This window comes from Corynebacterium sp. MSK006, from assembly GCF_030232385.1.
GTDB lineage: Bacteria > Actinomycetota > Actinomycetes > Mycobacteriales > Mycobacteriaceae > Corynebacterium > Corynebacterium frankenforstense_A.
Genome location: NZ_JASPJZ010000007.1, coordinates 73,801 through 98,380, shown reverse-complemented (window position 1 = coordinate 98,380; position 24,580 = coordinate 73,801). Strand labels below are relative to the sequence as shown.

The 24,580-nt window shown below is 71.7% G+C and carries 20 protein-coding genes; 11 read left to right on the top strand and 9 right to left on the bottom strand.

The window, feature by feature from the left end; translation table 11 throughout:
* A partial coding sequence (locus tag QQA02_RS06020) for a hypothetical protein (protein ID WP_284863630.1) occupies positions 1–791 on the top strand: 791 nt, incomplete at its 5' end.
* 200 nt (positions 792–991) lie between these two features.
* On the opposite strand, the gene QQA02_RS06015 is transcribed toward QQA02_RS06020, so the two are convergent.
* The gene (locus QQA02_RS06015) at positions 992–1,699 is read right to left on the bottom strand and encodes a DedA family protein (RefSeq protein WP_284863628.1); all 708 of its coding nucleotides are present in this window, start codon (positions 1,697–1,699) and stop codon (positions 992–994) included.
* Positions 1,700–2,001: 302 nt separating this feature from the next.
* On the opposite strand from QQA02_RS06015, the gene fbaA reads away from it, so the two are divergent.
* Together fbaA and QQA02_RS06005 are read left to right on the top strand one after the other, a co-directional pair.
* Positions 2,002–3,036: a class II fructose-bisphosphate aldolase gene (fbaA, locus tag QQA02_RS06010; RefSeq protein ID WP_284774425.1), complete on the top strand. Its 1,035-nt coding sequence runs from the start codon at positions 2,002–2,004 to the stop codon at positions 3,034–3,036.
* Between the two features lie 127 nt (positions 3,037–3,163).
* Entirely contained in the window at positions 3,164–4,342 is a 1,179-nt protein-coding gene (locus QQA02_RS06005) for an FUSC family protein (protein WP_284863626.1), read from the top strand.
* A 42-nt stretch (positions 4,343–4,384) separates the two neighbouring features.
* On the opposite strand, the gene QQA02_RS06000 is transcribed toward QQA02_RS06005, so the two are convergent.
* Positions 4,385–5,317, bottom strand: a complete 933-nt coding sequence (locus QQA02_RS06000; RefSeq protein ID WP_284863625.1) for a hypothetical protein — start codon at positions 5,315–5,317, stop codon at positions 4,385–4,387.
* 136 nt (positions 5,318–5,453) lie between these two features.
* On the opposite strand from QQA02_RS06000, the gene QQA02_RS05995 reads away from it, so the two are divergent.
* Positions 5,454–6,743, top strand: a complete 1,290-nt coding sequence (locus QQA02_RS05995; protein WP_284863623.1) for an adenylosuccinate synthase — start codon at positions 5,454–5,456, stop codon at positions 6,741–6,743.
* A gap of 38 nt (positions 6,744–6,781) precedes the next feature.
* Here QQA02_RS05995 and QQA02_RS05990 read toward each other — a convergent pair whose 3' ends face one another.
* The gene (locus tag QQA02_RS05990) at positions 6,782–8,020 is read right to left on the bottom strand and encodes an amidohydrolase (protein WP_284863621.1); all 1,239 of its coding nucleotides are present in this window, start codon (positions 8,018–8,020) and stop codon (positions 6,782–6,784) included.
* Between the two features lie 53 nt (positions 8,021–8,073).
* Between QQA02_RS05990 and purT the strand changes: the two genes are divergently transcribed.
* Positions 8,074–9,297: a formate-dependent phosphoribosylglycinamide formyltransferase gene (gene purT / locus QQA02_RS05985; protein WP_284863619.1), complete on the top strand. Its 1,224-nt coding sequence runs from the start codon at positions 8,074–8,076 to the stop codon at positions 9,295–9,297.
* 32 nt (positions 9,298–9,329) lie between these two features.
* Here purT and QQA02_RS05980 read toward each other — a convergent pair whose 3' ends face one another.
* A complete protein-coding gene (locus tag QQA02_RS05980; RefSeq protein WP_284863617.1) occupies positions 9,330–9,845 on the bottom strand; it encodes a GNAT family N-acetyltransferase in 516 nt (171 codons plus the stop codon).
* Positions 9,846–10,022: 177 nt separating this feature from the next.
* On the opposite strand from QQA02_RS05980, the gene QQA02_RS05975 reads away from it, so the two are divergent.
* Complete coding sequence (locus QQA02_RS05975; protein ID WP_284863615.1) at positions 10,023–11,150, top strand: LacI family DNA-binding transcriptional regulator; 1,128 nt, start codon at positions 10,023–10,025, stop codon at positions 11,148–11,150.
* Positions 11,151–11,187: 37 nt separating this feature from the next.
* Here QQA02_RS05975 and QQA02_RS05970 read toward each other — a convergent pair whose 3' ends face one another.
* Complete coding sequence (locus QQA02_RS05970; RefSeq protein ID WP_284863613.1) at positions 11,188–12,549, bottom strand: FAD-dependent oxidoreductase; 1,362 nt, start codon at positions 12,547–12,549, stop codon at positions 11,188–11,190.
* A 458-nt stretch (positions 12,550–13,007) separates the two neighbouring features.
* On the opposite strand from QQA02_RS05970, the gene pta reads away from it, so the two are divergent.
* Together pta and QQA02_RS05960 are read left to right on the top strand one after the other, a co-directional pair.
* Positions 13,008–14,408 carry a phosphate acetyltransferase gene (pta, locus tag QQA02_RS05965; RefSeq protein ID WP_284863611.1) on the top strand — a complete coding sequence of 467 codons (1,401 nt, stop codon included), beginning with the start codon at positions 13,008–13,010 and terminating at the stop codon, positions 14,406–14,408.
* 2 nt (positions 14,409–14,410) lie between these two features.
* On the top strand, positions 14,411–15,604 hold the full coding sequence (locus tag QQA02_RS05960; protein WP_284774442.1) for an acetate kinase: 1,194 nt from the start codon (positions 14,411–14,413) through the stop codon (positions 15,602–15,604).
* Positions 15,605–15,652: 48 nt separating this feature from the next.
* Here the strand turns inward: QQA02_RS05960 and QQA02_RS05955 are convergent, their stop codons facing one another.
* The 3 genes from QQA02_RS05955 to QQA02_RS05945 are packed head-to-tail and all read right to left on the bottom strand — an operon-like array spanning position 15,653 to position 20,669.
* On the bottom strand, positions 15,653–18,145 hold the full coding sequence (locus QQA02_RS05955; RefSeq protein ID WP_284863609.1) for a serine/threonine protein kinase: 2,493 nt from the start codon (positions 18,143–18,145) through the stop codon (positions 15,653–15,655).
* Positions 18,142–19,182 (bottom strand): glutamate ABC transporter substrate-binding protein, encoded by a 1,041-nt coding sequence (locus QQA02_RS05950; RefSeq protein ID WP_284774446.1) that lies wholly within the window; start codon positions 19,180–19,182, stop codon positions 18,142–18,144. The genes QQA02_RS05955 and QQA02_RS05950 overlap by 4 nt, the downstream gene beginning before the upstream one ends.
* A complete protein-coding gene (locus tag QQA02_RS05945) occupies positions 19,179–20,669 on the bottom strand; it encodes a GlnX family signal transduction membrane protein (RefSeq protein WP_284863606.1) in 1,491 nt (496 codons plus the stop codon). The genes QQA02_RS05950 and QQA02_RS05945 overlap by 4 nt, the downstream gene beginning before the upstream one ends.
* 73 nt (positions 20,670–20,742) lie before the next feature.
* On the opposite strand from QQA02_RS05945, the gene QQA02_RS05940 reads away from it, so the two are divergent.
* From QQA02_RS05940 to QQA02_RS05930, 3 genes are all read left to right on the top strand, one after another.
* Entirely contained in the window at positions 20,743–21,267 is a 525-nt protein-coding gene (locus tag QQA02_RS05940; protein ID WP_284863604.1) for an NUDIX domain-containing protein, read from the top strand.
* An 86-nt stretch (positions 21,268–21,353) separates the two neighbouring features.
* Positions 21,354–22,337, top strand: a complete 984-nt coding sequence (locus QQA02_RS05935; RefSeq protein ID WP_284863602.1) for an ABC transporter ATP-binding protein — start codon at positions 21,354–21,356, stop codon at positions 22,335–22,337.
* Entirely contained in the window at positions 22,334–23,095 is a 762-nt protein-coding gene (locus tag QQA02_RS05930; RefSeq protein ID WP_284774453.1) for a multidrug ABC transporter permease, read from the top strand. Before QQA02_RS05935 ends, QQA02_RS05930 begins: the two co-directional genes overlap by 4 nt.
* A gap of 39 nt (positions 23,096–23,134) precedes the next feature.
* On the opposite strand, the gene QQA02_RS05925 is transcribed toward QQA02_RS05930, so the two are convergent.
* A complete protein-coding gene (locus QQA02_RS05925) occupies positions 23,135–24,448 on the bottom strand; it encodes a Na/Pi symporter (protein WP_284863600.1) in 1,314 nt (437 codons plus the stop codon).
* Positions 24,449–24,580 lie beyond the last annotated feature (132 nt).

Below are 24,580 nucleotides of genomic sequence, written 5' to 3'. Positions count from 1 at the left end.
CCGGTACTCCGGAGATCGATGACTGGGACAAGGACGAAGAGGAGCGTGACTTCGAGATCTCGGTGACCGTCGAGAACAAGGACGGTTCGAAGAAGACCGAGAAGGTCACCATCACTGTTCAGCGTGACACCGACAAGGACGGTAAGCCGGACGTCACTGATGAGGATGACGACGACGACGGCGTCTCTGATGAGGTGGAGAAGGAGAAGGGTTCTGATCCCAAGGATCCGAACAGCAAGCCTTCTGACGACAACGGCGAGCCTGGTGACAACGGCTCCTCCGAGCCGGCTGACATCGGCAAGTGCATCGCCGCCGGCGTCGGCCTGGGTCTCCCGCTGCTGCTCCTGGCCCCGCTGGGTCTGGCCGGCCAGGTCAACCTGCCCGGTGTCTCCCAGTGGCAGGCTCAGATTGAGCCCCAGATCCGCGAGCTGAACACCCGCCTCCAGCAGGAGGCCGGTCTCTTCAACCCGGAGCTGGCCCGCATGGCCGAGGAGTTCAACGCTCAGATGGCCCGTCCTGAGGTCCGCGCCGCTGTCGGCGGCATCGGCCTCCTGCTGGCCGGCCTGGCCATCGGCGGCATCATGCTGAACGCCTGTGCCCCGGAGGGCGGCTACGGCTCCCCCGGCTCCTCCGACCTGAAGCCGATCGGCTCCGGTGAGAACGAGTCCGAGGGCTCGTCCCAGCCGGAGGCCGAGGACGCCAACGGCGAGGACGCCGCCGCCGAGGAGGAGGTGACCGAACCGGAGGCCGAGGAGGCCACCGACGAGGACACCACCGACCCGGAGGCCTAAGCGCCGCGACCTGAGCCCGGCTCCCCGTGAGCCGGGCCGGGACCCGGCGGGTTAGCCCCCGCAGTACAACGCCGAAGGGCCCTGCCCGGACCGCACATCGTGCGGAACGGACAGGGCCCTTCGCGTGCGCCCGGACGGCGCCCGGACGGCGCCGGACCGGGCAACAGCCCGGCGAGAACCCGCCGGGACCTGGCCGAAACCTAGCTCGCCGGCGCCGCCTCGGGGGCCTCCGGCGCCTCAGCCGCAGCACCCGCGCGGCGGGCGTCGAGGAACTTCTTGGCCGCGCCGATGATGCCCGGCAGGATCGAGACGAAGACGATCAGCAGGAAGATCGGCTCGATGTTCTCGCGGATGAAGTCGTAGTGGCCCAGCCACGCGCCCAGAAGTGTGACCCCGCCGCCCCACAGCGTCGCCCCGCACACGGAAAACGGCAGGAAGACGCGGTAGTTCATCCGGGACATGCCGGCCACCAGCGGGGCGTAGGTGCGCACGATGGGCACGAAGCGGCAGATGATCACGGTGATGGGGCCGTGCTTGGCGAAGAACTCGTGGGACTGGGCCAGGTAGGCCTGCTTGAAGATCCGCCCGTCCGGGCGCTTCGAGAGCGCCTCGCCGAACTTGCGGCCGATCCAGTAGCCGGACTGGTCGCCGAGCAACGCCGCGCACATGCAGGCGGCGATCACGGCCCACAGCGGGGCGAAGGAGTCGGGCTGCACGGCGAGCATGCCGCCGGTGAACAGCAGCGAGTCGCCCGGCAGCAGCGGGAAGAGCAGACCGGACTCGATGAAGACGATCAGGGCGATTCCGGGCAGGATCAGACTCCCGAAGGGGCCCGAACCGCTGAGCAGGTACATGGGGTCCATCCAGGTCGGTCCGAGGGCCATGGTGGTGACGAGGGCGTCATGCATGGCAAGAACAGTACGCCCGAAAGCCCTCTTTTCCCCAGCGCAGCGCGGTCGAAAGCGGCCAACCGGGGCGTACGCGGACGGGTATGACGAACACCACAGCGGGGCGCGGCGCGACGTCGGCAAGCCCCCTGCCAGTACCGAAATGCCCGGATATGTCCGAACGTGTGGCATTTGCTGTGTGGTCGGGCAGCGAAAACGCGCGAGACCTGGCATACTGGGAGCAGCGAACGGGACCGGACAACCGTCGGGGCCCGTGCGGAAAAAGACCACCGTCCAGAGGCACCTTTTGGGAGGAAGCTTCAATGCCCATCGCAACCCCTGAGATCTACAACGAGATGCTCGACCGGGCCAAGAAGGAGGGCTTCGCCTACCCAGCGATCAACTGCACCTCCTCGGAGACGATCAACGCCGCCCTGAAGGGCTTCGCCGAGGCGGAGTCCGACGGCATCATCCAGTTCTCCACCGGCGGTGCCTCGTTCGGCTCCGGCCTGGCGGTGCAGAACAAGGTCAAGGGCGCCCTGGCCCTCGCCGCCTTCGCGCACGAGGCCGCCGAGAACTACGGCGTCAACGTCGCCCTGCACACCGACCACTGCCAGAAGGAGGTGCTCGACGAGTACGTGCGCCCCCTGATCGCGATCTCCCAGGAGCGCGTCGACCGCGGCGAGCTGCCCCTGTTCCAGTCGCACATGTGGGACGGCTCGGCCATCCCGATCGACGAAAACCTCGTGATCGCCCAGGAGCTGCTGGAGAAGGCCCACAAGGCCAACATCATCCTCGAGGTCGAGATCGGTGTCGTCGGCGGCGAGGAGGACGGCGTCGAGGCCAAGCACGGCGCGAACCTCTACACCTCCCCGGAGGACTTCGAGAAAACCATCGACGCCATCGGCCACGGTGACAAGGGTCGCTACCTGCTGGCCGCCACCTTCGGCAACGTCCACGGCGTCTACAAGCCGGGCAACGTCGAGCTGCGTCCGGAGGTCCTCAAGGAGGGCCAGCGCGTCGCCGCCAAGAAGCTCGGCCTGGATGCCGACGCCCAGCCCTTCGACTTCGTCTTCCACGGCGGCTCCGGCTCCGAGAAGGAGAAGATCGAGGAGGCCCTCGACTACGGCGTCATCAAGATGAACGTCGACACCGACACCCAGTACGCGTTTACCAACCCGGTCGCGCGCCACATGTTCGCCAACTACGACGGCGTCTTCAAGATCGACGGCGAGGTCGGCAACAAGAAGGTCTACGACCCGCGTTCCTACATGAAGAAGGCCGAGCAGGGCATGTCCGAGCGCGTCATCGAGGCGTGTCAGGACCTGCACTCGGTGGGCACCACCCTGAGCAAGTAAGTCCCGCGCCGAGCGTCGCTTGATCGCGCCAGCGCCCCGCCCCCGCGTCCCGCACCTGCGTGCGGTGCGCGGGGGCGTCTTCGTGCCCGTGTGATGACGGTAACGGCGGGGGCCTATCCTGGGGCACATGGCAAAGGAGCGTCTCAACACCCTCGACCGGCTGCGCACCGTGGACAAGTCCCTGGCCAGCCGGATGGGCCGGGTGCGCAAGCGCTCCTGGGCGATCACCCAGCAGGCCGTGGCCGCCGGCGCCTCCTACTGGGTGGCCCAGGAGGTCTTCGGCCACCGCTTCCCGTTCTTCGCGCCGATCGCCGCGATCATCATCCTCGGCATGACCGGCGGCGACCGCCTGCGTCGCGCCGTCGAGATGTCGCTCGGCTGCATCGTGGGCGTCGGCCTCGGCGACCTCCTCGTCCCGCTGCTCGGCTCCGGGCCCTGGCAGATCGCCGTCGCCGTGGCCTGCGCGCTGGTCTTCGGCTCGCTCATCTCGAAGTCGCCGCTGGTCAACAACCAGATCGCCATCGGCGCCATCCTGATCGCCACGATCATGCCGCCCGGCGGCATCACCCCGGCCGGCACCGGGGGACCCGACCGCATGATCGACGCGGTGATCGGCTCGACGGTGGGCATCCTCGTCATCGCCATCCTGCCCGACAACCCCTTGAACGCCGCGCGCCAGGAGATCTCCAAGGTCATGGCGATCGCCTCCTCGGTGCTCGACGACGTCGCCGAGGCGCTGCGCAGCCGCGACGCGCGCAGCCTGGCCAACGCCCTGCAGGCCGTGCGTGACACCCAGGGCGACATCAACTCGATGCTCGACTCGGCGAAGGTCGGCCGCGAGGCCTCGACGCTCTCGCCGCTGATGTGGGGCTCGCGCCGGCGGGTGCGCTCGCTGGAGCGCATCCTGGGGCCCGTCGACAACGCCGTGCGCAACGTGCGCGTGCTCGCCCGGCGCTCGCGTGTGCTCACCGAGGACGGCGACACCGTCTCCGACGAGCAGATCGAGATCATCTCCGAGCTCTCCGGCATCCTGCTCAGCTTCTCCGAGCTCTACGAGCGTGGCGCCGAGGTCTCCGAGGCCGTCGAGATCCCCAACATCGTCAACCAGCTGCGCCGCCTCGGCGCGCGGGCCAACATGTCGCTGGTGGAGGGACGGGTCCTCTCGGCGCACGTGGTGCTGGCCCAGACCCGCTCGATCATCGTGGACCTGCTCGAGATCTGCGGGATGTCCCGGCCCTCCTCACTGGCCGTGCTCGCGCCGACCTCGCGCACCCCGGCCTACCCGCCGGAGGTCTGGGACGACTGAGGGCGCGGGGCTCGCGTCCCGTGCAGGGCCAGGGGCGCGGGCTCAGGGACGCACGATCTGGAGATCGCGCATGTGGCGGTAGAACGTCGCGCGCTTGACCGGCCGCTTGGCCGGCACCCCGTCGACGGTGACCAGGATGTCGCGTCCGCCGGACTGCACCGCCCTACCCGTGCGCAGGCTCGCCTCGTCGACCTCCCCGTGTGGGCGCAGCGCCCCGCGCAGCCTGGCCAGCGGGCCGCGCCCGGCGTCGACGGGGGAGTAGGGGGTGGTGAGCACGGCGGCGGCGATGCCCGGGGCGTCGGTCATGGGCACCAGGCGGGCGCCGAACAGGCCACGCCGCGGGGGCTTCGCCACCCGCGGCCGGGAAGAGGAAGTCCGCGCCCGGGAAGAGGAAGCCCGCGGCCGGGAAACGGGATCCTCGCCCTTGCGGAAGAGGATCGTCGCGTCGTCGACGATGATCTCGCCGGTGTACTCGCCGTGGGCGAAGTCCTCCAGCAGCGCCGAGCCAGCCACCGCCAGGCCCCGGTCCGAGCGGTTCAGGGGCGCCGGGTTGACCGCCCCGTGCACCGCCAGCGGGAACGCGCCCGCGCCCACCGGCAGCGCCCAGTTCGTCGCCGCGGGCGACGGCTCGACCGGCACGTAGCCGAACTCCACCCACAGAAAGTCCGCCCGCATGGCACGGGTGAGCACCGCCGACAGGGCGGCGTCGGAGCCCACGACGACCACCCGCAGGGCGTCGTCAATGAACGGCGCCTGGGGTGCCGGCCCCGGGGCGCCGAGGTGGCGGACGTCGGGACGCGCGGCGATCTCATCGAGCGACGGGGTGGGATCCTCCGGGAGCACGGCGCGGGCGGCGGCGTCAAGCACGCGCAGGTCGCCGCGGGCGGGCACCTGCGGCAGGTCGATCACCTCGGCACCCGCCGGGGCGTTGAGCCCCTGGGCGGCCGGGCCGCAACGGAGGATGAGCACACGCATGGACAGCATTCTAGAGCTGGACGTCGGACGGGTAGAATAATCGCCTGGACGGGCGCGGGAACCGCGTGCCGCGCCGCACTCACGCCACCGTGAGCAAGCACCCAGAACCCAGACCCGAGGAAGTGGACATTCCGCCATGGCAGCGATCGTGATCGTCGGCGCCCAGTGGGGCGACGAAGGAAAGGGCAAGGCCACCGACATCCTGGGCAGCCAGGTCGACTACGTGGTCAAGCCCAACGGCGGCAACAACGCCGGCCACACCGTCGTCGTGAACGGCGAGAAGTACCAGCTCAAGCTGCTGCCGGCCGGCCTGCTCTCCGAGAACGCCATGCCCATCCTGGGCAACGGCACCGTGATCAACCTCGAGGCCCTCTTCGAGGAGATCGACGGCCTGGAGGCCCGCGGCGCGGACGCCTCCCGCCTGCGCATCTCCGCCAACGCCCACCTCGTCGCGCCGTACCACCGCACCCTCGACCGGGTCCAGGAGCGCTTCCTGGGCAAACGCGCCATCGGCACCACCGGCCGCGGCATCGGCCCGACCTACTCCGACAAGGTCGCCCGCGTCGGCCTGCGCGTCCAGGACGTCTTCGACGAGTCGATCCTGCGCCAGAAGATCACCTCCGCGCTCGACGTGAAGAACCAGATCCTGGTCAAGCTGTACAACCGCCGCGCCATCGAGGCCGAGGAGATCGTGCAGTACTTCCTCAGCTACGCCGACCGCCTGCGCCCGATGGTCATCGAGGCCGAGTACGAGGTCAACAAGGGCCTCGACGAGGGCAAGAGCGTGCTCATGGAGGGCGGCCAGGCCACCATGCTCGACGTCGACCACGGCACCTACCCCTTCGTGACCTCCTCGAACCCGACCGCCGGCGGCGCCTGCGTCGGCTCCGGCATCGGCCCGACGCGCATCACCTCCTCGCTGGGCATCGCCAAGGCGTACACCACGCGCGTGGGCGCCGGCCCGTTCCCCACCGAGCTCTTCGACAAGTGGGGCGAGTACCTGCAGGTCACCGGCGGCGAGGTCGGCGTGAACACCGGCCGTAAGCGCCGCTGCGGCTGGTACGACTCCGTGGTCGCCCGCTACGCCACCCGCGTCAACGGCTTCACCGACCTGTTCATCACCAAGCTCGACGTGCTCACCGGCATCGGCGAGATCCCGATCTGTGTGGCCTACGACGTCGACGGCGTGCGCCACGACGAGATGCCGCTGACCCAGTCCGAGTTCCACCACGCCGAGCCGATCTACGAGACGATGCCCGCCTGGGAGGAGGACATCACCGGCTGCCGCACCTTCGAGGAGCTGCCCCAGCGCGCCCAGGACTACCTGCACCGCATCGAGGCGCTCTCCGGCTGCCGCATCTCGTATGTCGGCGTCGGCCCGGGCCGCGACGAGACCATCGTCATCAACGACGTGATGCAGAGCTAGCTCGGGCCGGCTCTGCCGGGGGCTCGGGGGCTCGGGGGTCAGCTCAGCAGCCAGGGGGACGCGGCGACCAGGATGGCCTGGGAGCCGCGGTCCAGCGTCGGCTGGAGATCGGGGGCGAAGCCGGGGTTGTGGTTCGCGGGGGCCTTCTCCGGCTCCGCGAACCCGCCCAGGCCCCAGTAGCAGTACGGCACGCCGAGGGCGTCCGGGATCACCGAGAAGTCCTCGCTGGCCGTCGCCGGGTCGAACTCCACGGTCGGCAGGTGCGCGGCGAACGCCTCCTGCACCGTGGCGGCCGTCTGCGCGTCGTTGTCCGTGAGCGGGTAGACGTCCGAGTACTCGAAGGTCGGCTCGCCGGGCATGCCCGCCGCCGCGCACTCGGCGCGCACGATGCGCTCGATGGCCTCGTGCAGGTGCTTGGCGACGTCCTCGTCGTAGGCGCGGGTGTTCAGCTTCAGCGTGGCGTGGTCCGGGATCACGTTCGCCGAGTCGCCGGCCTGCACCGAGCCCACGGTGACCACCGCGAAGGTGCCCGGGGCCAGCTCGCGCGAGACGATCGTCTGCAGGCGCGTCACCGCCGCGCACGCCGTGACCACCGGGTCCTTGGCCAGGTGCGGCATCGAGCCGTGGCTGCCCGCGCCCGGGATCGTCACCGTGACCGTGGTCGCCGTGGAGAGCACCGGGCCGGCCGCCGCGCCGACGGCCCCGCCCGGCAGCGTGGTCAGCACGTGCTGGGCCAGCGCCACCTCCACGTCCGGGATCTTCTCCGCCAGGCCGTCCTCGACCATGGCGCGGGCTCCGGCGGCGCGCTCCTCGCCGGGCTGGAAGACTGCGACCATACGGCCGTGCCAGGCCTCCGGGTGCTCCACCAGGGCGCGCACCGCGCCCAGGAGCGCAGTGGCGTGCACGTCGTGGCCGCAGGCGTGCGAGCGGCCGCGCTCCGGGTCGGCCGCGTAGTCCTTGCCGGAGTCCTCCGGGACCGGCAGGCCGTCGAAGTCGGCGCGCACGAGCACCGAGCCGCCGTCGGGGTTCTCCGGGTTCTCCACCACGGCGACCACGCCGGTGCCGCCGATGTGCAGCGGCTCCAGGCCGAGCGCCTCGAGTTCCTGCGCGATGCGCGTGGAGGTCTCGTGCTCCTTCATGGCCACCTCCGGGTGGCGGTGGAACCACGTGTAGAACTCCTCGCGGTCCGCGCGGCTGGACTCGAGGGCGTCGAAGAGGGCGGCCAGACCGCGGTTGTCCCCGGCGTCTGGTTCGGTGGGCGAAGTGGCGGTGTCCATGGCCGCGACGCTACCCCTCGGGGCGGGGTGGTCGCCGGGTTAGACTTGCGGGCATGAGTGCACCTGAGTCGATCGGCACGCCGCTGAGTCCCGGCGCCACCCGCGTGATGCTGCTGGGGTCCGGGGAGCTGAGCAAGGAACTGGCCGTCTCCTTCCACCGCCTCGGGGTGGAGGTGCACGCCGTCGACCGCCGCGAGGGCGCGCCCGCCCAGCAGGTCGCCCACGTCGCCCACACCGTCGACGTCACCGACCCGCAGGCCGTGGCGGACCTGATCCGCCGCGTGGACCCGGACTTCATCATCCCGGAGATCGAGACCATCGCCGTCGACGTGCTCGAGGCCGCCGAGGCCGCCGGTGCCGCCGGCGTGGTGCCCAGCCCGAAGGCCGTGCGCCTGGCCACCAACCGCGAGGGCCTGCGCCGCATGGCCTCCGAGGAGCTGGGGCTGCCCACCACTACCTACCAGTTCGCCTCGGATCTGACCGAGTTCGAGGTCGCCGTCGGCTCCGTGGGGTACCCGTGCGTGGCCAAGCCGAACGTGGACGGGCCGGACGCGCGTCCGAATCAGCGCATCGAGGCGCCCGAGGACGTCGAGTCGGCCTGGCGTGCGCTGACCGAGGGGGCGGGGGACTCCCGCGTGATCGTGGAGCGCCTGGTGGACTTCGACGCGGAGATCACCATCATCGCCGTGCGCTCGGTGGACCCGGAGACCGGGCGGATGGCCACCTGGTTCTGCGAGCCGCTGGGCCACCTCTACCGCGACGGGGCCTTCGTCGAGTCCTGGCAGCCGATGGCCGTCAACCCCGACGCGCTGGACAACGCCCGCTCGGTCGCGGCCCGGGTGACGGGCGCGCTCGGCGGGCGCGGGGTGTTCAACGTCAAGCTCTTCGTCGAGGGCGAGGACGTCTACTTCTCCGAGGTGGTGCCGCGGGCGCACACCACGGGCCTGGTCACGCTGGCGACCCAGCGCTTCTCGCAGTTCGACCTGCAGGCGCGCGCCACGCTGGGCCTGCCGGTGGACGCCACGCTGGTCTCCCCGGGCGCCTCGAGCGCGATCCTCTCGCCGGTCGAGGCCGAGGCGGTGCGCTTCGAGGGCCTCGCGGAGGCGGTGGCGGTGCCGGAGTCGACCGTCGAGCTCTTCGGCAAGCGCGGCGCGACCGTCGGCCGGGCGATGGGGGTGGCGCTGGCCACCGCCGAGGACGTCGCCACGGCCCTGGACCGGGCGCGTGCGGCGGCGCAGGCGGTGCGCATCGTGCCGCAGGAGGGCGGCAGGCTCTAGCGCCTGCCCGAAGGGGGGACTGGGCCGCGAGCCTAGGCCGCGGCGTCGAGGGCCTTGACGGCCTCGGCGATGGTGGCCGGGGTGGCCGTCATCGGCAGGTGGGCGACACCGGAGTCGTCGAACTCCGCGCCGCCGGCGGTGAAGCCGAAGCGCTCGTAGAAGCCGCGCAGGTGGCTCTGGGCGTCCAGGCGCACGGTGCGGCCCGGGAAACGCTCGGCTGCCAGGCGCAGGGTCTGCAGCAGCAACTTGGAGCCCAGGCCCTCGCCGCGGTGGTCGGCGGCGGTGGTCAGCCGGCCCAGGTGGACCGTCTCGTCGCCGTCGGCGCCGGGATAGAGGCGGGCGCAGCCGATGAGGGCGGTGTGGCCGTGCTCGGACTTCCGGGTCCAGGCCAGGACGTGGAAGGTGGTGTCCAGGGCGTCGGTGTCGTCGATCTCGGCGTACGGGGTCTGCTGCTCGTGCACGAAGACGTCGACGCGGAGCTTGTAGAGCTGGTGCAGCTCGACGGGAGACATCTCCCGGAGCGCGGAAACCGCGAAGTAGTTGGTCATGGCGGGGAAGCATAACCCCGGCGCGTGCCCGCCCGGAAATCGCTGTGACCGATTATTTGGCCTCCGCGCCGCTATGCCACGCCTTTCAAGGGGTCGGCGGTGTCGCCCGCGCTCCCTCCGCGCCGATCGGCGTGGATGCGTCCCCGGGGCATATGGGCGCGGACTAACCTGGGGAGAATGAACTCCCGCCGCCCGACGCTCGCCCAGGTCGCCAAGGAGGCCGGGGTCTCGCCGGCGACCGTGAGCCTGGTGCTCAACAAGCGGCCGGGCACGCGCATCTCCGAGGCGACCGCGCGCCGGGTGCGCGCCGCCGCCGACAAGCTCGGCTACCGGCCCGACCCCACGGCCCGCTCCCTGCGCACCGGCCGCTCGCTGACGGTCGGCTTCGTCTCCGACGAGGTGGCCACCACCCGTTTCGCCTCCGCGCTGATCCGCGGCAGCATCGACGTCGCCGAGCGCAGCGGCAACCTGGTGCTCATCAACGAGTGCCCCTTCGACGCCGAGCGCCTCGAGCGCGCCGTCGGCGGGCTGGTCTCCCGCCGCGTCGACGGCATCATCTTCGCGCTCATGCAGGCCCGCCACGTCACGGTGCCGCGCCTGCCGGACTCGATGAAGGCCGTCATCGTCAACGGCACGGCCACCGTCGCCGGCACCGACCGGCAGTTGCCCGCCGTGCTTCCCGACGAGCCCGTGGCCGGACGCAGGGCGGCCGAGTACCTGCTGGCGCGGGGTCACCGCCGCATCGCCCTGGTCGGGCGGAGCAAGGAGACGCTGGACCCGGCGGTCTCGGTGTGCGTCTCGGTGCGCTTCGGCGCCGTCGACGCCACGCTGGCGGAGGCGGGGCTGGGCCTGACCATGGAGGTCCAGGGCGCGGTGTGGGAGCCGCCGCTGGGTGCGCGCGCCTTCGAGCGGGTGCAGGCCTTTAACGCGGAGCACCCGGAGGAGCCGGTCACCGCGGTGATCGCGGGCAACGACCGCATCGCCTTCGGCTTCTTCCAGGCCGCCGCGCACGCCGGGGTGCGCATCCCGGAGGAGATCTCCGTGATGTCCTTCGACGACGAGGTGCTGGCCTCCTACCTGGACCCGGGCCTGAGCACCGTGGCCATCCCGTACCTCGAGATGGGGCGGGCGGCCACGGAGCTGGTGCTCGAGCCGCGCAAGCTGCGCGGACGCAAGCACACCCGCACCGGCGTGCAGATGGCGGAGGCCCGGGCCGCCGCGGCGGCCTTCCCCGGCCCGGTCGGGGAGGCCTACCTGGTGGACATGCCGCTGGTGGAGCGGGAGTCCGTGGCGGCGCGAGGCTGACGCCTCGCCCCCGGGCTAACGACGCCCCGCGGCCGGGCTACTTGTCCTGCGGACCGGCGTGGGCGACCATCTCGTCCCACTCGACGATCTTCTTGCGTTCGCGGCCCTCGGCCTCGCCCAGGGCGCGCTCGGCGGCGTCCAGGCGGTGCCAGCCCTCCCAGGTGGTCACCGCCAGGCCCTTGCCCTCGAGAAAGGCGAGCACCTCGTCCGGGTCGGTGGACTCCGGCTCGGCGAGCTTGCCGGCGTTGTAGTCCTCCAGCAGCATGCCGGTGGTCTCCTTGGCGTCGGACTTGGTGTTGCCGATCAGCCCCACCGGGCCGCGCTTGATCCAGCCGGTGGTGTAGAGGCCCGGCACGGCGGCGCCGTCCTCGTCGACGACGTGGCCGCCGTCGTTGGGGATCACGGCGCGCTTGTCGTCGAAGGGCACGCCCTCGACGGCGTCGGAGCGGTAGCCCACCGCGCGGTAGACGGCCTGGACGGGCCAGACGGTGAACTTGCCGGTGCGGGTGACTCCGCCGTTGCCGTCGAGCTCGGTGCGCTCGGTCTTGAGCCCGGTGACCTTGCCGTTCTCGCCGAGGATCTCGACGGGCGACTCGAAGAAGTGGATCTGCAGGGTGTGCGGGGCGCCCTTCGGGTCGCGGATGGCGTAGTGCTCGAGGGTCTGGCAGACCAGGTCCTGGGACTTCGACTCGCGGCGGGCCTTCTCGCTGGCCTCGTCGTAGTCGATGTCCTCCGGGTCGACGGTGACCTCGATGGTGTCGGAGTAGTCCAGCTCCTTGAGCTCGAGCGGGGTGAACTTCGCCTGGGCCGGGCCGCGGCGGCCGAAGATGTGCACCTCGCGGGCGGCGCTGGCGTTGAGGTTGTCGTAGACGTTGTCCGGGATCTCGGTGACGTGCAGCTCGTCGGCGGTCTTGGCCAGCACGCGGGAGATGTCCAGGCCGACGTTGCCCACGCCGATCACGGCGACCTGCTCGGCGGAGAGGTCCCAGTCGCGCGAGAAGTTCGGGTTGCCGTCGTAGAAGCCGACGAACTCGCCGGCGCCGTGCACGCCCTCCAGGTCCGCGCCCGGGATGTCGAGCACGCGGTCGCCGGTCGCGCCGGTGGAGAAGACCACGGCGTCGTAGTAGCGCTGCAGCTCCTCGACGCTCACGGCGACGCCGACGTTGATGTTGCCCAGGAAGCGGATCTCCGGCTTCTCCATCACGTTGTGCAGCGACTTGACGATGCCCTTGATGCGCGGGTGGTCCGGCGCGACGCCGTAGCGGATCAGGCCGAACGGGGTGGGCATGCGCTCGTAGAGGTCGATGGAGACCTCCTGGCCGGACTTGATGAGGAGATCGGAGGCGTAGATGCCGGCAGGGCCGGCACCGACGACGGCGACGCGCAGGGGGCGAGACATCGTGACGTGGGTTCCTTTACTTCTTGGGTCAGTTTCCGGGGCGCAGCTGGCGCGCCCGCTTCGGTACGTGTGCTGCACCATACCCGTTGGTGGGCGGAATTTGCACCGAGCTGTCTATAACGGCGCCCAGTCTAACCGCCGCGGCGCGGTGGGGAAACCCCCGCCGCATGTGGGCCCGCGCGCCGCCGCACCGGGGTGTGACACCAGCGTGGGGCGCATGCGCGGGGCCGACGCCGCTGCGGATGTTGGGCCGGTGTGGCGAGGGTACCCTCGGGGGTTGTCGCGTGAATGTTTCCCGCCGAGGTGCGGTCGCGGTGCCCCCGCCGCGCGGCCGGAGCGAAAAGAAAAACCAATCACGAAAAAAGCCCGCGGTGCGCTGCGCCACACTATTATGTCCGGTGCCCCGCGCCTGACGGCTCACGTCCGCAGCAGACGCCCACAGAAAGGTTGCTTCCCGCATGACTAACCCGGCGCCCTCCGCGGCCCCCTCGGCACTCCTCACCCTGGTCAACCGCACCTTCGACGGCCTGGACACCGCCGCCCTGGCCGAGTCTCTGGACCTCGCCCACGCCGACCTGGCCCGCGTGGAGCCCACCGTCGGCGCCGCGCTCGCGGCCGGGCTGACCGACTCCGGTGCCACCCTGATCCGGGGGACCGGCGCCCTGGCGCACGACGCCCGCGTCGCCGCCGCCCTCGGCGTGCCGTTGCTGCTGGTGATTAACGACGCCGCCGGCGTCGGCCGCCTCGCCGTCGCCGAGGCCGAGGCAGCCGGTGCGGTGGTCGCCGCGACCCTGACGGCCACCGAGCTCGCCGACGCCGGCCACGTGCGCGCGGCGCTGGCCGCGGTCGCTGACGACGCGAAGCCGGTCATGTCGCCGGAGGTCTTCGAGCGCCGCCTGGCCGCCCAGGCCGCCGAGGTCGGCGCGCGCATCGTGCTGCCGGAGGGCGACGACGACCGCATCCTGGCCGCCGCCGACCAGTTGCTCAAGGCCGGCGTGGCGCGCCTGACCATCCTGGGTGACCCCCAGGACGTCGCCAAGCGGGCGAAGGACGCCGGGCTGGACCTTTCGGACGCCGAGGTCGTCGACCACCGCACCGACCCGCGCCGCGAGGAGTTCGCCGCCGAGTTCGCCCGCCTGCGTGAGAAGAAGGGTGTCACCCTCGAGCAGGCGCGCGAGCAGATGGACGACGTCTCCTACTTCGGCACCATGCTCGTGCACACCGGCGCCGCCGACGGCATGGTCTCCGGTGCGGCGCACACCACCGCCGAGACGATCCGCCCGGCCCTGCAGATCATCCGCACCTCCCCGGAGGCCTCCGTGGTCTCCTCGATCTTCCTGATGGTGCTGCCGGGCAAGTTGTGGGCCTTCGGCGACTGCGCGGTCAACCCCAACCCGACCGCCGAGCAGCTCGGCGAGATCGCCGTCGTCTCCGCGCGCACCGCCGCCGGCTTCGGCATCGACCCGAAGGTCGCCGTGCTGTCCTACTCCTCCGGCGCCTCCGGTTCCGGCGCCGACGTCGAGCGCGCCGTCACGGCCGTCGAGACCGCGCGGAAGGCCGACCCGCAGCTCGCCGTCGACGGCCCGCTGCAGTTCGACGCCGCCTGCGACCCGGGCGTGGCCGCCAAGAAGATGCCCGACTCCCCGGTCGCGGGCCAGGCGAACGTCTTCGTCTTCCCGGACCTCGAGGCCGGCAACATCGGCTACAAGGCCGTGCAGCGCACCGCCGGCGCGCTGGCCGTCGGCCCGATCCTGCAGGGGCTCAACAAGCCGGTCAACGACCTCTCGCGCGGGGCGACGGTGCCGGACATTGTCAACACCGTGGCCATCACCGCGATCCAGGCGGGAGGGAACCGCTAGCCATGTCGTACGCACTCGTCCTCAACTCCGGCTCCTCCTCGATCAAGTTCCAGCTGGTCAACCCGTTGGCCTCGGCCACCGAGAAGCCCTTCGTCGTCGGCGTCGTCGAGCAGATCGGCGAGCCGCAGGGCGCGGTGACCCTCAAGACGCAGGAGGGCACCTTCGCCGTCGAGCAGGAGATCCCGGACCACACCGCCGGCCTGCAGCTCGCCTTCGAGCTGATGGACAAGCACCACTGCGGCCCGGGGCAGGTCGACGTGATCGCCTGCGGGCACCGCGTGGTCCACGGCGGCATCCTCTTCTCCGCGCCCGAGCTGATCAACGACCAGATCCTGGACATGATCCGGGACCTCATCCCGCTGGCGCCGCTGCACAATCCGGCCAATATCGCCGGCATCGAGGTCGCCCGCGAGATCCTGCCGGACATCCCGCACGTGGCCGTCTTCGACACCGGCTTCTTCCACACCCTGCCGCCGGCCGCCGCGATCTACCCGATCAACAAGGACGTCGCCGCGGAATACTCGCTGCGCCGCTACGGCTTCCACGGCACCAGCCACGAGTACGTCTCCCAGCAGGTCCCCGGGCTGCTCGGCCTGCCGCCGGCCGCGGTCAACCAGATCACCCTGCACCTGGGCAACGGCGCCTCGGCCGCCGCCATCCGCGGCGGGCTGGCCGTCGACACCTCGATGGGGCTGACCCCGCTGGCCGGTCTGGCCATGGGCACCCGCTCCGGCGACATCGACCCGGGCATCGTCTTCCACCTCTACCGCAACGGCATGTCGATCGACGAGATCGACAACCTGCTCAACAAGAAGTCCGGTGTCAAGGGCCTGGCCGGGGTCAACGACTTCCGCGCCTTGCGCGACATGATCCGCGACGAGGACGAGGACGCCTGGACGGCCTACAACGTCTACATCCACCAGCTGCGCCGCTACATCGGCGCCTACATGGTCTCGCTCGGCCGGGTCAACGCGATCACGTTCACCGCCGGCGTGGGCGAGAACGACTCGCACGTGCGCGCCGACGCGCTGGCCGGCATGGAGACCTACGGCGTCAAGATCGACCCGGACCGCAACGCCGGCCCGAACGACGGCCCGCGCGAGATCTCCACGGACGACTCCGCGGTCAAGGTCTTCGTGGTGCCCACCAACGAGGAGCTGGCCATCGCCCGCTACGCGGTGGCCTTCGCGCAGTAACCCGCCGGCGCAGGCCCTGTTCCCGGTGGCGCGGCGTCAGCCGCGCCACTAGAACCAGGTCTCGGGGCGGACCTGGTTGGCCATGTCCACCAGCGCGTAGCGGTGCCGGGCGAAGGGGGCGTTGCGCGCCAGGCGCCGCAGCGTGTCGGCCAGCCCGGCGCGCAGCCCGCGCTGGGTGAAGGGGAACTCGAAGAGGTCGTTGGGGCTGGCGGCCGCCTCGACGTCGGCGTCGCGCAGGAAGTTCAGCCCCGCCGAGAGCACCGCGGCCTGGATCTGCAGGAAGCGCGGCTCGTTGGTGGGGATCTCCGAGAGCCGGCGGGCGGCCCGGCGCACGCGCGACTCGGTCAGCTGCCCGCCGATCAGGTGCAGGATCGTGGTCAGCTGCGCCATGCGGTGGTGCCTCGAGGCCTGCGGCAGCCGGTCCAGTGCCCGCACGGCGGTCTCCAGCTGGTTCTCCGCCATCAGCTGGCGGGCCAGGCCGAAGGCGCTGGACACCGTGGTCGGGTTGGCCGCCCACACCAGCCCGTAGAGGCGGATGGTGTGGAAGCGCAGCACCTGCGGGTCGGTGCTCACGTGCGACCAGTCGTGCGGCAGCCGGGAGACGAAGCCGCCGTTGAGCTCCTCCAGGGTGGCGTGCACGCCGGCGATCGCGCGGGCGTCGTGCGGGTCGAGAAGGGCCACGCCCGAGTAGCCGAGGTTCTGCAGGATCAGCTCGTCGACGGCCGCCAGCGCCAGCTTCGGCGCGGACTCGCCGGGCAGGATGGTCAGCACCTCGAAGAAGTGCTTCTGCGCGGTCATCAGGTCGTCGAGCAGCAGCGAGGTCACCCCGGAGTACCAGTGGAAGCGCCAGTCGTTGCCCAGGGACTCCTCGAGGCTGGCCAGCCACTCGCGGGCCTGTCCGGTGAAGCCGAGGTCCAGCATCGCGCGCACCACGCCCAGCGGGATCTCCGCGGACCGGGTGTACTCCTCGGTGTGCATCGCCTGGCGCAGGGTCTCCAGCGCCTCCTCGGGCTCGGTGTAGGAGAACCCGGACAGCAGTGGCGCGCCGACGTCGTGGCGGTCGACCAGCGGGACGGCCAGGGCACCCACGACCTCCGGGGCGGTGATCGCCGCGGAGCGTTCGGTGCCGTCGAGCAGCTGGTCGGTGCGGAAGACGACGTGCTTGGTGCCGAAGGTGCGCCGCTGCGGGGAGAACAGCGAGTGCTGGTTGGGGTGCTGCACCCCGTCGCGCAGGGCGATGATCTCGCGCAGCACCCCGTAGAGCTGGCTGCGCAGCGCGCGGATGTCGGAGAAGCGCTTCTTCGGGTCCGGGCGAGTGGCCCGCTCGAGCAGCCGGTAGTAGCTGAGGTAGCCGCGCAGCAGCGGCTCCTCCGAGGGCGAGGGGATGCCCGGGGCGAAGGCGCCGTCCTCGACGGGCAGGTCGAGGGTGAGCGCGGCGAGGGTGCGCCCGATGGTGTAGATGTCGCTGGCCACCGACGGGCCCTCGGCGGCGACCTCGGGGGCCTGGAAGCCGCGGGTGCCGTAGATGTAGCCGTAGGAGCCGATGCCGGTCACGGCCCCCAGGTCGATCAGCGTGACCTGGTCCTCGGTGGCGATGATGTTCTCGGGCTTCATGTCGTTGTAGACCACCCCGCGCACGTGCAGGTACTCCAGGGCGGGCAGCACCTGCAGGATGTAGGCGATGGCGACGTCGACGGGCATCAGCCCGCCGGGGTAGTCGCGCATCCGGTCCTTCAGGCTCGGCCCGCCGACGTACTCCATGACGATGAAGCCGCCGGGCACGCGCGGGTCGTCGATGAAGTTGAAGATCTTCACCACGCCCGGGTGCGTGATGTCCGCGAGGAACTCCCGCTCCGCGGCGGCCACGCCGGCGTCCTTGTCGCCGGCCGCCGACTGCATGCCCTTGAGCACCACCAGGCGCTCGGAGACGTTGCGGTCGCCGGCCAGGTAGATCCAGCCCATGCCGCCGTGGCCGATCACGCCGAGGATCTCGTACTGCCCGGCGACGACGTCGCCGCGCCTCAGCTGCGGCGGGTCGACCTTGGCGCCGGCGGCCTCGGGGTCCTTCAGCGCGGCCTCGGGAGGGACGAGGTCGATGAACGGCAGGGTGACCATGCCGTCGGCGACCACCCAGTCCTGCCGGCGCCGCCCGCGCCGCGAGCGGAAGGTGTCCAGTGCTTTCCGACGCGCGCGTTCCGACGCATCGCGCCTGCGCTCGGCGTCGGTGCGTGGCCGCGGCGCCCCGGCACCGCGGTTGTCGCGCATCTTGTCCAGGTCTGCGAAGAGCCCGGCGAGGTTCGCCGGGTCGACCTGGAACTCGTCCTCGTCGTCCTCGTCCTCGGCGGCGAAGGGGTCGAAGGCGACGGCCTCGGTGCCGGGGGCGGGCGCGTCGCGCCCGTTGTCCTCGTCGGTGAACGGGTCATAGGGCACGGCCTCGGTGGCCGGGCCCTCCTCGTCCTCGGCGGCGAAGGGGTCGAAGGCGACGGCCTCGGTCGCCGGGCCCTCGTCGTCCTGCTCGGGGCGGTTGCGCGGCTCGGTCACTGGGCTTCCTCCTCGCGGTAGATGGCGGGCGGGGGCGACTGGGCGGGCAGGTAGGGCCCGAACCAGCGGTCGTAGAGGCGCTGCCAGGTCCCGTCGGTGGTCACCCGGCGCAGCGTCTCGTTGACCTGGCGGATCAGCCCGGCCGCCTCGTCGGACTCATCGGCCGGGTCCTCGGGCTGGGCCATGGCCGCCCCGTAGTACTCGCGGGTCAGCGGCTCGCCGACGATCTCGGTGAAGTCGTCCTGGGCGGCGATGCCGGAGAGCATCGTGTCGTCGGCCAGGATCGCGTCGGCCTGGTTCTGCTGCAGGGCGACCAGGCAGTCCGACCAGTTGCGGGTCTTGAGCAGGGTCGCGCCCTCGGCGTCGGCGCGGGCGTGCTCGAGTCCGGTGGAGCCGTCGGCCACGCACACCGTGCGCCCGCCCAGGTCCGCCGGCCCCGAGATGCCGGGCTCCTTCTGCACCAGCAGCCGCATCTGGGCGCGCAGGTAGGGCACGGAGAAGGCCATGGTCTCCTGGCGCTCCTCGGTGATCGAGGTCGAGCGCAGCACCATGTCCACCTGGCCGGCGGCGATCGCCTCGCGGCGCTGGGCGGACTCGAGGAAGCGGAACTCCACCCGGTCCGGGTCGCCGAAGATGTCGCGGGCGAACTCGCGGGCCAGCTCCACCTCGAAGCCGCGCAGCTCGCCGGACTGCGGGTCGCGGAAGCTGAGCAGGAACAGCGACTGGTCCACGCCCACGATCAGCCGGCCGCGCTGCACGATGGTCGGGATGCGCTCGCGGGCGGTGCGCCCGTCGGGGCGCAGCGAGCCGACGAGGTTCTCGGTGCTCTGCGGGTTGGCGGCGTGCTCGCCGTAGTGCTCGACGCTGGCGCCGGCCGGCAGCGGCGGGCCGTCGTCGCGTGCCGGGGCGTGGCGCTCGACCAGGGCGGGTGGGCCCCCGGCGTCGTGGCCGCAGGCCGCGGCGCCGAAGGCCACGGCGACGGTGAGGCCGGCGGCGACGGCGCGCCGCGCGGCGTCGGAAATCTCTCTGCGCGTCACAGGTACTCCTGGAAACGGGGGCGGATGCCGACGACCACGGCGATGACCGCCCCCAGGGAGAGCAGCAGCACCGAGGCGGCGACCAGCGTGGTCGCGGCCAGGCCGTCGGCGATGTAGGAGCGCATCGTCGTGCGCGACTCGGCGATCAGTTCGGCCAGCGCGCGGTCAAGGTCGTTGAAGGCGGTGGCCGTGGTCGGCGCGCTGTCGGACTCGCGGGTGGTGTCCGTGGTCAGCCGCTCGCTGGCGGCGAAGTCGCCGGCGTTGAGCGCGCGGGTCAGCTCGCCGTGGGCGGTGCGCCACTCCTGCAGGGCGGTGCGCGCCTCGTGGACCAGGGCAGCGGAGTCGGGGGAGTCGCCGACGGCGGAGTCACCCTTCTCGACGTCGTCGAGGGCGCGGGTGATGCGCAGGGTGGCCTCGTTGAAGGGGTCGGTGCCGTCCTCGCCGAGCGGCTGGCGGCGCACCAGGGCCAGCGTCTCGGCGGTGCGGGCCTGTTGGGCCTCGATGCGCGAGGTGGTCAGCGAGTCCCAGGGGGTGGCCGCCTGGTCGAAGCCGCGCGAGCTGGCCTGCCAGCTGGCCAGGTTGGAGGCGCTGACCCACAGGATCGCCACGACGATCATCGCGGTGGCCGCCAGGAAGCCCTTGTTGAAACGGCGGCGGGTGCGCCGCCACAGCCACCACTGGGCGGCGGTGAGGAAGGCGACAGCGGCCAGCAGGCCGGACAGGGGCACGAACTGCGGGCGGGTCAGCTCGGCCTGGGCGCGGGCGACCTCGGCGCTGGTGTGGTCGAAGAGCTCGGCGGCGGTGGGCAGGATCTCGTCGCGCAGCAGCGCCGAGGCCGTGGCGGCGTACGAGAAGGCCACGGGGTTGCCCTGGCGGTTGTTCGCCCGTGCCGTCTCGACGAGTCCGGTGTAGACGGGCAGCTCGCGCTGGATGGTGGCGATCAGCTCGGCGGCGCGGCTGTCCTCGTCGCGGATGCCGGCGGCGACCTCGGAGGCGGCCAGCGAGGCGCCGTCGATGGCCGAGTAGTAGGAACGCAGCTCGTGGGCCGGCTGCGCGCCGGAGCGCACCAGCGAGTTCGTGGTCACCGTGTCCGCCAGCGAGAGCTGCGTGTACAGGTTGTGCGCGGCGTAGCTGGTCGGCTCGGTGACGGTGAGCAGCTCGTCGAGGTTGTCCTGGCGCGCGGCGGAGGACTGCGACATCGAGTAGCCGGCGGCGAAGATGGCCAGGGCCAGCACGATGGTCAGCGTGATCATCCGGCCCGGGGTGGTCAGGACGTAGGAGCCGATCTTGCGCAGGTAGTAGGTGGGCACCGAGAAGCCGGTGTGCAGCCACGAGCGCAGCCCGGAGGGCCGCTCGTCGGTGTCCTCGGAGACCTCGTCGAGCCAGTGGTCCTGGGTGCCCACGGGCAGCTCGGAGCGGTCGACCCGGATCTCCCGGGAGCGGCGCGACTGCCGGCCCGACCGGCCGGTCTTGGTCTCGCGGCTCATTCCTTCACTGTATCGTCTGCGCGCCGGCGGGCACACCTTTCTGCCCCGGAAGGAGGCGGCTACCCTGGGGGCCATGGACGGCGACGGCAACGGCTGGGCCGCGGGACCCGCGGGCGGCAGGCAGTGGGGCCGCTTCGGGGCGGCCGGACTCTTCCTGCTCGCGGACCCGCACGCGCCCCGGCTGCTGATGCAGCACCGTGCCCTGTGGACCAACATCGGCGGCACCTGGGCGCTGCCCGGGGGTGCCCGCGACTCGCACGAGACCGCCGTCGAGGCCGCCCTGCGCGAGGCCCACGAGGAGACCGGCATCGCCCCGGGCGACGTCTCGGTGGCTGGCGAGCGGGTGACCGCCGGGCCCTTCGACGCCGACCCGGCCCGCCCCGAGCTGGCCGGGGGCTGGACCTACACGACCGTCGTGGCCGCCACGGTCACCGGCGCGGCGCTGGCCACCGAGGCCAACAACGAGTCCCTCGAGCTGCGCTGGGTGCCGCTCGACGAGGTCGAGCAGCTGCCGCTGATGCCCGCCTTCGCCGCCGCCCTGCCCGGCATCCGGGCCGCGCTTCCCGGGGTGGTGCCCGCCTGGTTCGCGGGGGAGTAGGCCGGGGGACGGCGGGGGGGGAATTACCCCCGGACTGTGCACGTGAGCACGGGAAGCCGCAAGCAAGGTGTGGCAGTCTTGTTGCCGTGATTGAAGTAGCCAACCTGACCAAGCGCTTCGGGTCCACCTGCGCGGTCGACGACTTGACCTTCCAGGTCGAGCCGGGCGCCGTCACGGGCTTCCTCGGGCCGAACGGGGCGGGCAAGTCGACGACGATGCGCATGATCGTCGGTTTGGACCACCCCACCGAGGGCACCGCCACGATCAACGGCGTGCCCTACTCCGGCCTCGAGCGCCCGCTGCACACCGTCGGCGCCCTGCTCGAGGCGCGCGCGACCCACCCGAACCGCTCCGCGGCCAACCACCTGCGCTGGATCGCCGCCGCCGGCGGCGTCCCCCGCTCCCGCGTCGACGAGGTCCTGGGGCTTGTCGGGCTCTCGGATGTCGCCGGTCGGCGCACCGGCGGGTTCTCGCTCGGCATGCACCAGCGCCTCGGCCTGGCCGTCGCCCTCTTGGGCGACCCGGAGGTGCTGCTCCTCGACGAGCCGGTCAACGGCCTGGACCCCGAGGGCATCCGCTGGGTGCGCGGGCTGATGCAGGCACTCGCCGCCGAGGGGCGCACCGTGCTGGTCAGCTCCCACCTGCTCTCCGAGATGGCGCAGACCGCCGAGCGGCTCATCGTCATCGGCCGCGGCAGGCTCATCGCCGACACCACCACCCACGAGTTCATCTCCGGGCACTCGGCGACGACGACCCTGGTGCGCTCGCCGCGCCTGGCCGAGCTCACCGCCGCGCTCGAGGCGCGCGGCATGGAGGTCGTCCACGGCAGGGATCCCGAGGGCCGCGAGCGCCTCGAGATCGCCGACCGCACCCCCGACGAGATCGGCGCGCTGGCCTTTGAGGCCGGCGTGCCCCTCGCCGAGCTCGCCGAGCGGCGCGCCTCGCTGGAGGACGCCTTCATGGAGACCACCGGCCACGCCGTGGAGTACCACGCCGCGGCGCCGGGGCTGTCGGCGCAGAACGGGCCGGTACAGAACGGGCCGACGCAGAACGGAAAGGCGGACCGATGAACCTGCTCAACACCGTCCGGGCCGAGATCATCAAACTGTTCACCACGCGCTCGGTGTGGTGGACCAGCGCGCTGTTCGTGCTGCTCAGCTTCGGCATCTCCCTGCTGCTGACCGTCGCCCCGCAGCAGCCGATGGGACTGTTCGTCTTCCAGATCGAGCCCTACACCGTCGTCTACGGCATCCCCTCGATCGGACTGCCCGTGCTCATCGTGCAGGCCGTGATGGTGGTGACCACCGAGTACCGCTACCGCATCCAGGCCACCGCTTACCTGGCGAGCCCCCGGCGCTGGACCGTACCGGTGGCCAAGCTGCTCGTCTACGGGGCCTTCGCCGCCGCGCTGACCTTCCTGACCGCCCTGCTGTGCCTGGGCGTGGCCAAGATCCGCGTCGGCGACTCCGCCCCGATCTACTCGATGACGGACCCCGCCGTGCTGCGCGTGCTGTGGGTGCTGCCCCTGGCGGTCTTCCTGGTCATCTGCCTCGCCCAGGGCGTGGGCCTGCTGCTGCGCCACACCGCCGGGGCCGTGGCCCTGCTGCTGGCCTGGATCCTCGCCCTCGAGGACATCCTGGCCTTCCTGCCCAAGGTCGGCCAGCGCATCGGCGAGTGGCTGCCGTTCAGGCACCTCAACAACTTCATCGCCGGCGGCAACGCCACCGGCATGGACTGGACGCAGAGCGCCTCGCTGGCCTACTTCCTCCTGTGGGCCGTGGGCCTGTTCATCATCGGCGTCGGGGTGCTCTACCAGCGCGACGTGTGAGGCTGACGCCTCACACCCGGGCGCCTGACGCGTCGCGACCTAGGCGAAGAGGAGGAATGCGCCGAAGGCGAGGAGCGGCAGCACGTAGAACGCCGAGAGCACCACGCCCAGCGCGGTCAGCCGGCTGCGGCGGGCGCGCCGGGCGCTCGTCCCGCACAGTCGGTACAGCAGCCGGCGCAGCCCCGGCACCAGCGTCACCACCAGCACCGCCGCGACGTTGAAGAAGACGTGCACCAGGGCCGCCTGCAGGCCGAAGACACCGTAGGCGCCCGGCACCGTCAGTGCGGCGACCAGGCCGCTGATCGTGGTGCCCAGGTTCGCGCCCAGGATCACCCACAGCGCCTCGGTCAGCCGCAGTATGCGCGTGGCGGCGAAGGGCAAGAGAGCCGAGACCGTCACCGCCGAGGCCTGCACGGTGGCGGTGCCGAAGAGCCCGACGCTGAAGCCGCCCAGCGGGTTCATCCCGAAGAGCCGCTCGAAGAGCGAGCGCGTCGTCGCCGCGAAGAGCACCCGCAGCTGGCGGGCCATCACCCGCAACGCCACCAGGGCGAGGATCGCACCCAGGGCGATGCACACGACGCCGTCGGTAATCTCGCCGGGCAATTGCCCGGCGAGGCCGCGTGTGCCCAGCGCGTCGACGGCCGGCTGGAAGAAGCCGACGAAGGTCACGCGCGCGTCGTCGAAGGCCTCGGTGCGGCCGCCGCCGACGGCCTCGGCGGTGACCTCGGAGATCCGCTCCAGCGGGTGGAAGGCGGCCTCGAGGATGAACAGCAGCAGCGCCGCCGAGGCGTTGAACCAGGCGTGCAGCGAGGCGGTGGAGAACGCGCGGCGGAACGCGCCGCGGTCGTCGGCGTAGGAAAACGAGGCCAGCAGCGGGGTGACCGTGGTGCCGATGTTCGCGCCGATGATCACGGGCACCGCCACCGGGACGCTGACCGAGCCGGTGGCCACCGCCGCGATGGTCAGCGCGGTGGTCGCCGTGGAGGACTGGGCGACGGCGGTGATCAGGATGCCCAGCAGAAGACCTGCCAGCGGGTGCATCGCGCGCTGCAGCAGGCCCTCGAGAGGGCCGGAGCCGAGCGTGTAGACGCCGTCAATGAGCAGGTAGAGCCCCAGGAACGCCAGCGCCAGGCAGCCGATGACGGCCGGCCAGCGTGCCAGGCGGCCCCAGCCGGAGAGCATGACCATGTCCTCGGCCTCGGGGATCTGCTTGGGGTTCATGAAGTGCTCGACGCCGAGGGGGCCGGCGGTGCTGCGTGCCATCCGGGCCGCGCGCGCACCGGCGGCGGTGGCGGAGCCGCGCCGCGGGGGAGCGGGCACCCCGCCGTGGTCGAGGCCGTGGCGGCGGTTCACGCGGGACCCGGGGAGGTCGACCACCGGCGGGACGGGTCGCGGACGCCGCTTCTCGGCGGGGCTGGGCACCACTTGCCGCTTCCTCCTCCCGCTCGTCCGGGACCGGTGTTCCTCTACTGTTCAGCTGCTCTT

Excerpts from the sequence above, each read along its gene's own strand:
- purT (WP_284863619.1), top strand. The coding sequence starts at position 8,074 with ATGAGTGCACCTGAGTCGATCGGCACGCCGCTGAGTCCCGGCGCCACC.
- QQA02_RS05945 (WP_284863606.1), bottom strand. The coding sequence starts at position 20,669 with ATGAGCCGCGAGACCAAGACCGGCCGGTCGGGCCGGCAGTCGCGCCGC.
- pta (WP_284863611.1), top strand. The coding sequence starts at position 13,008 with ATGACTAACCCGGCGCCCTCCGCGGCCCCCTCGGCACTCCTCACCCTG.
- QQA02_RS05975 (WP_284863615.1), top strand. The coding sequence starts at position 10,023 with ATGAACTCCCGCCGCCCGACGCTCGCCCAGGTCGCCAAGGAGGCCGGG.
- QQA02_RS05990 (WP_284863621.1), bottom strand. The coding sequence starts at position 8,020 with ATGGACACCGCCACTTCGCCCACCGAACCAGACGCCGGGGACAACCGC.
- fbaA (WP_284774425.1), top strand. The coding sequence starts at position 2,002 with ATGCCCATCGCAACCCCTGAGATCTACAACGAGATGCTCGACCGGGCC.
- QQA02_RS05970 (WP_284863613.1), bottom strand. The coding sequence starts at position 12,549 with ATGTCTCGCCCCCTGCGCGTCGCCGTCGTCGGTGCCGGCCCTGCCGGC.
- QQA02_RS06000 (WP_284863625.1), bottom strand. The coding sequence starts at position 5,317 with ATGCGTGTGCTCATCCTCCGTTGCGGCCCGGCCGCCCAGGGGCTCAAC.
- QQA02_RS05980 (WP_284863617.1), bottom strand. The coding sequence starts at position 9,845 with ATGACCAACTACTTCGCGGTTTCCGCGCTCCGGGAGATGTCTCCCGTC.
- QQA02_RS05940 (WP_284863604.1), top strand. The coding sequence starts at position 20,743 with ATGGACGGCGACGGCAACGGCTGGGCCGCGGGACCCGCGGGCGGCAGG.
- QQA02_RS06005 (WP_284863626.1), top strand. The coding sequence starts at position 3,164 with ATGGCAAAGGAGCGTCTCAACACCCTCGACCGGCTGCGCACCGTGGAC.
- QQA02_RS05995 (WP_284863623.1), top strand. The coding sequence starts at position 5,454 with ATGGCAGCGATCGTGATCGTCGGCGCCCAGTGGGGCGACGAAGGAAAG.
- QQA02_RS06015 (WP_284863628.1), bottom strand. The coding sequence starts at position 1,699 with ATGCATGACGCCCTCGTCACCACCATGGCCCTCGGACCGACCTGGATG.
- QQA02_RS05930 (WP_284774453.1), top strand. The coding sequence starts at position 22,334 with ATGAACCTGCTCAACACCGTCCGGGCCGAGATCATCAAACTGTTCACC.
- QQA02_RS05960 (WP_284774442.1), top strand. The coding sequence starts at position 14,411 with ATGTCGTACGCACTCGTCCTCAACTCCGGCTCCTCCTCGATCAAGTTC.